This is a genomic window from Caulobacter sp. P1_B12_2 (genome assembly GCF_056406675.1).
The window spans coordinates 1-4,721 of record NZ_JBFTZS010000368.1 but is presented as its reverse complement, the minus strand read 5'-3'; the positions used below and the strand labels follow the sequence as shown (position 1 = coordinate 4,721).

Genomic DNA, 4,721 nt, shown 5'->3' with positions numbered 1-4,721 from the left:
GGAAGAGGCCTTGGCCATCGCCGAGACCCTGGCCCGGGCCGGCTGGTCCTGGGGACCGGCGGTGGTCGGCGCCTTGCGCTCGGCCCCGGTCGGCAACCAGTTCCGCAGCTCCGGCCTCGACGTCTGGGCCCGCGCCGTGGAGTGGGAGGACCAGGCGCCGCCTGGCGAGCCCGGTTCGCGACCCGTCGATCCCGAACGCGCCAGCGAGCGCTTGAAGGAACTGCTGCACCGCTCGGGCCTGGACGAGGTGCGCGAGGCCCAGGACACCTTCGCCCGTGAGGCCGCCTACGCCTTCGCCCCGCGCGAGCGAGAAGGCGAGCCGCAGATGATGCTGGCCGAGGCCGGCACCGGGGTCGGCAAGACCCTGGGCTATCTGGCCCCGGCCTCGATCTGGGCCGAGATGAACGGTCCGGCGGTGTGGATCAGCACCTACACCCGCGCCCTGCAGCGGCAGATCGAGCGCGAGAGCCATTCGATCTATCCCGACCCGCTAGTCCGGGCCCGCAAGGCGGTGGTTCGCAAGGGGCGCGAGAACTACCTCTGCCTGTTGAACTTCCAGGAGCAGGTCAACACCGCCCAGTTGGGCAATGGCGACCTGATCGGGCTGGGCCTGGCCGCGCGGTGGGCGCGTGTCAGCCGCGACGGCGACATGACCGGCGGCGACTTTCCGGCCTGGCTGCCGACCCTGTTCGCCATCGCGCCCTCGGTCCAGGCCGGCCCTGCCAACCTGGTCGACCGGCGGGGCGAGTGCATCCACGCCGGCTGCCAGCACTATCGCGTCTGCTTCATCGAGAAGGCCGTGCGCGCCTCAAAGCGGGCCGACATCGTCATCGCCAACCACGCCCTGGTGCTTAGCCAGGCGGCCTTCGACGGGGCCCGCGCGGCGCGGGGCCTGAAGGGCGACAACGAGACCACCTCGCTCAAGCGCATCGTGTTCGACGAGGGCCACCACCTGTTCGACGCCGCAGACAGCGCCTTCTCTGCCGCCTTGTCCGGAGCCGAGGCCGCTGAGATGCGCCGATGGCTGCGCGGGCCCGAGGGGCGCGGCCGACGGGGCCGGGGGCTGGAGACCCGGCTGCTGGACATCATCGGCGAGCGCGAAGGGGCGCGGGCAGCCCTTGCCGCCGCCTTGCACGCCGCCGCCGCCCTGCCGGGCGAGGGCTGGTCGGGCCGCATCGCGCCGCCCGACGGCCAGGTCAATCCGATCGGGCCTATTGAGACATACTTGGTCTCGGTGATTGAACAGCTGCGGGCGCGAGTCACCGACCGTCCCGGTGCGGCCGAACAGGGGCTGCAATGCGCCGCCCGCCCGGCTATCGACCTGGTCCGCGAAAGGGCCGGCGAGGCTTCCCGCGCCCTGGCGAGCATCGAGGCCCCGCTGCTGGCCTTGGCCCGTCACCTGGAGGACGTGCTCGACGAAGAGGCCGACACCCTGCCCACCTCGGAGCGGGCGCGGATCGAGGGGGCGCTGCGCGGCCTGGACCGCCGGGCCCGCATGACCCTGCCGGCCTGGCGCTCGATCCTGAAGGCCATCGACGAGGACGCCGAGGACGATCCGGAGTTCGTCGACTGGTTCGAGGCCACCTTCCTGTACGGCCGTGTCGTCGACGCCGCCTGCCGCCGCCACTGGGTGGACCCGACCGAGCCGCTGCGCGCCGCCGTGCTGAGCCCCGCCCACGGCGTACTGGTGACCAGCGCCACCCTGACCGACCCGGCCCTGGAAGACCCCTTCGCCCTGGCCGAGATGCGCACCGGCGCCGCGCGTCTGCCGCAGTCGCCCAAGGTGCTGCGCCTGGTCTCGCCGTTCGACTACGAGAAGAACGCCCGGGCCTTCGTGGTCACCGATGTGGGCAAGGACGATCCGCGCCAGGTGTCGGYGGCGATGCGCGAGCTGTTCCTGGCGGCCGGCGGCGGCGGGCTGGGCCTGTTCACCGCCATCCGAAGGCTGAAGGCCGTGCACGAGCGGATCGCCGCGCCCCTGGCCGACCAGGGCCTGGCCCTCTACGCCCAGCATGTCGATCCGCTGGAGGCCGGCGCCCTGGTCGATATCTTCCGGGCCGAGGAGGACGCCTGCCTGCTGGGCACCGACGCGATCCGCGACGGCATCGACGTGCCGGGCAGATCTCTGCGCCTGCTGGTCTTCGACCGCGTACCGTGGCCGCGCCCCGATGTGCTGCACAAGGCCCGCCGCGCGCGCTTTGGCGGCAAGGGCTATGATGACAGCACCGCTCGCGCGCGGATCAGCCAGGCCTTCGGCCGCCTGATCCGCCGGGCCGACGACAAGGGCGTGTTCGTGATGCTGGACGCCGCCGCCCCGACGCGGCTGTTCTCCAGCCTGCCGGAAGGCGTGACGATCCAGCGGGTGAGCCTGGTCGAGGCCATCGAGGCGACCGCCGCATTTTTGTCGGAAGATCGTTCTTAATCAGCGCGATACCCGCTTGGGATAAAGCGCTCGAAAGGGCGTGTTCGGTCGTGTTTCGGGGAAGTTTCGTTGGCGTTGCGTAGAGGTTGGACGGCCCTGGCGGTCGTGGTGTTGCTCGGAATCGCGCCGGCCGCTCGGGCCGGTGAGTTCGTGCGCGCCGATTGCCGGTCCTTGATCCGACCGACCGACGCCATCCGCTTTGACACCGACGAGCACCTGCGCTGGTACAAGCGGTTCTGGACCGGGGCCTGCGATAACCTGCCGTTCTGCTTTCCCGGCTCGCCCAACTGGAACGACATCGTCGGCAAGCTGCTGACCAAGGGCGGGCCGATCGAGCAGCCGGCCCTGCTGCCCAAGGCCTGTCGCCTGGGCCAGCTGATCGGCCTGGAATGGGCCAAGGACAAGGGCGTCCAGAGGATCAGCACCAAGGACCTGAAGGTGTTCAACGGCATGCTGGAGGCGGCCGGGGACCCGCTGAAGGGCGTCGAGGCCGTAGACGCCAAGGCCCGCGCGATGGCCGCCGCGCCCAAAAAGCCCTGATAGAGTCGCCGGCCCGACGCAAAGGCGTCGAATTCCTGCAACGGAACGCGCCTACACACCTCGCATGGGGGGAAGTGCGAGGAGCGTCAGCATGACCACATCCCAGATCACAGCCGACCTGGACGTCGACGATCAGGCCGACCCCGGTCACGCCCGTTCGGCCCGGGCGTTGGTGCAGGGCGTGCGCTGGCGCAGCGGCCTGTCGCAGGACGAGTTCGCGCGAGCCTTCTGCATTCCGGCGTCTCAGTTGGCGGCCCTGGAGCTGGGCCAGGCCCGACCCGATGCGGCCCTGACGGCCTATCTGCGGGTCATCGACCATGCGCCGGACGTCGTGCGCGAGGCGCTGGAGCGGGTTTAGGGGGCGTCGACGGCGTCGGATTTGTCGCCGGGCTCGGCGTCTGGCATGGAGGGGGCGAGTAAGGAGCTTTCGCCTCGTGACCGACGTCCGCACCCAGAAGCAGCGCATGCTGGCCGGCGATCTCTACAGCCCGATCGATCCGGAGATCATGGCCGACCACGAGGCGGCGGTGGCCTGGATGGGCCGCTACAACGCCCTGGACCTGCCGCCGTCGCAGCGCCACGCCCTGCTGCGCGAACGGCTGGCCCAGGTCGGCGACCGCGTCAGCATCCGACCGCCGTTCCACTGCGACTACGGCTACAACATCGCGATCGGCGAGGGCGCGTTCCTCAATTTCAACTGCGTGATCCTGGATGTCACCAAGGTGACCATCGGCGCGGCCACGACGATCGGCCCGCACGTCCAGATCTATACCGCCGAGCATCCGCGCGACCCGGTCGAGCGCCGCACCGGCATCGAGTATTCGCAGCCCGTGGTGATCGGCGAGAACGTGTGGATCGGCGGCGGCGCGATCATCCTGCCGGGCGTGACTATCGGCGACGACGCCATCATCGGGGCCGGCAGCGTGGTCACCCGCGACGTGCCCAAAAGCGCGACGGTGGTGGGCAACCCGGCTCGGGTTCGGGGGTAAGCCTGGCCACTAAACGTTTGTCATCCCGGACAAGCGAAGCGCAGATCCGGGACCGCCGGAAGCTCTGAGTCCACGCGTCGGTCCCGGATCGGCGCGCTGCGCGCTTGTCCGGGATGACAGCGAGTTTTGCGCTAGCCCTTCGCCTTCACCGGAATCCACGCCTCCAACCCGCCGTCACCCGTCCGCGGATCGAACTCCGGACCATAGCGCTCGAAGAACGGCGCGTCGGCGGGCTCGTAGTCCGAGGCCGGCAGCCACTGGGTGTAGATCGTGTGCATGGTCCGGCGGATCGTCGAGACGTGCTCGGCGTGGTGGAACACCGCATAGAGGTGGGGCGGGATCCGCGCCGAGGCGAAGCCCTCGGGCAGGTCGGAGAAGTCGGCCACCTCGACGCCGCTGACATAGTCGAAATTGCCCAGGTCGTCGCCGTTCAGCACGATGCCGTAGGCGACGTTTCCGATCTCGCCGGAGATATGGCCGATGTGCTCGCCGAAGCGCTGCCACTGGGCGGGGATGCCGCCGGGGCCCTCGCAGCCGTAGCGGCCGGAGAGGCCGGCGATCAGCAGGGCGCGTCCCTGTTCAAGGCGCGGCGGGGAAAGGTAGGTTCGAAGGCTTGCGTCCAGCACGATGGGCTCCACGAGCTTGAGAGGGTCCAGATCGCGCGCCGCCCGAACCTGCTCGGGAGTGATCCCGAACTGGTCGCGGAACGCGCGGGTGAATGCCTCGTGCGAGCCGTAGCCGGCCTCCAGGGCCACCGACAGGATGTCGGG

General features: G+C 70.1%; 5 protein-coding genes. 4 read left to right on the top strand and 1 reads right to left on the bottom strand.

All coding sequences use genetic code 11. The features are described 5' to 3' along the window. The 4 genes from AC1DZ6_RS19270 to AC1DZ6_RS19255 all read left to right on the top strand — a co-directional run. Window positions 1–2,422, top strand: a 2,422-nt coding sequence (locus tag AC1DZ6_RS19270; RefSeq protein WP_477098755.1) for an ATP-dependent DNA helicase, incomplete at its 5' end; no start/stop codon positions are given. A gap of 69 nt (window positions 2,423–2,491) precedes the next feature. Continuing rightward, window positions 2,492–2,962 (top strand): hypothetical protein, encoded by a 471-nt coding sequence (locus AC1DZ6_RS19265; protein ID WP_477098754.1) that lies wholly within the window; start codon window positions 2,492–2,494, stop codon window positions 2,960–2,962. Between the two features lie 91 nt (window positions 2,963–3,053). Then, entirely contained in the window at window positions 3,054–3,320 is a 267-nt protein-coding gene (locus tag AC1DZ6_RS19260; protein WP_477098753.1) for a helix-turn-helix domain-containing protein, read from the top strand. Window positions 3,321–3,396: 76 nt separating this feature from the next. Continuing rightward, window positions 3,397–3,951: a sugar O-acetyltransferase gene (locus AC1DZ6_RS19255; RefSeq protein WP_477098752.1), complete on the top strand. Its 555-nt coding sequence runs from the start codon at window positions 3,397–3,399 to the stop codon at window positions 3,949–3,951. 131 nt (window positions 3,952–4,082) lie between these two features. Here the strand turns inward: AC1DZ6_RS19255 and AC1DZ6_RS19250 are convergent. After that, on the bottom strand, window positions 4,083–4,721 hold a 639-nt coding region (locus AC1DZ6_RS19250; protein WP_477098751.1), incomplete at its 5' end, for a GyrI-like domain-containing protein.

Coding starts and splice junctions, on each gene's coding strand:
- AC1DZ6_RS19260 (WP_477098753.1), top strand. CDS start 3,054: ATGACCACATCCCAGATCACAGCCGACCTGGACGTCGACGATCAGGCC.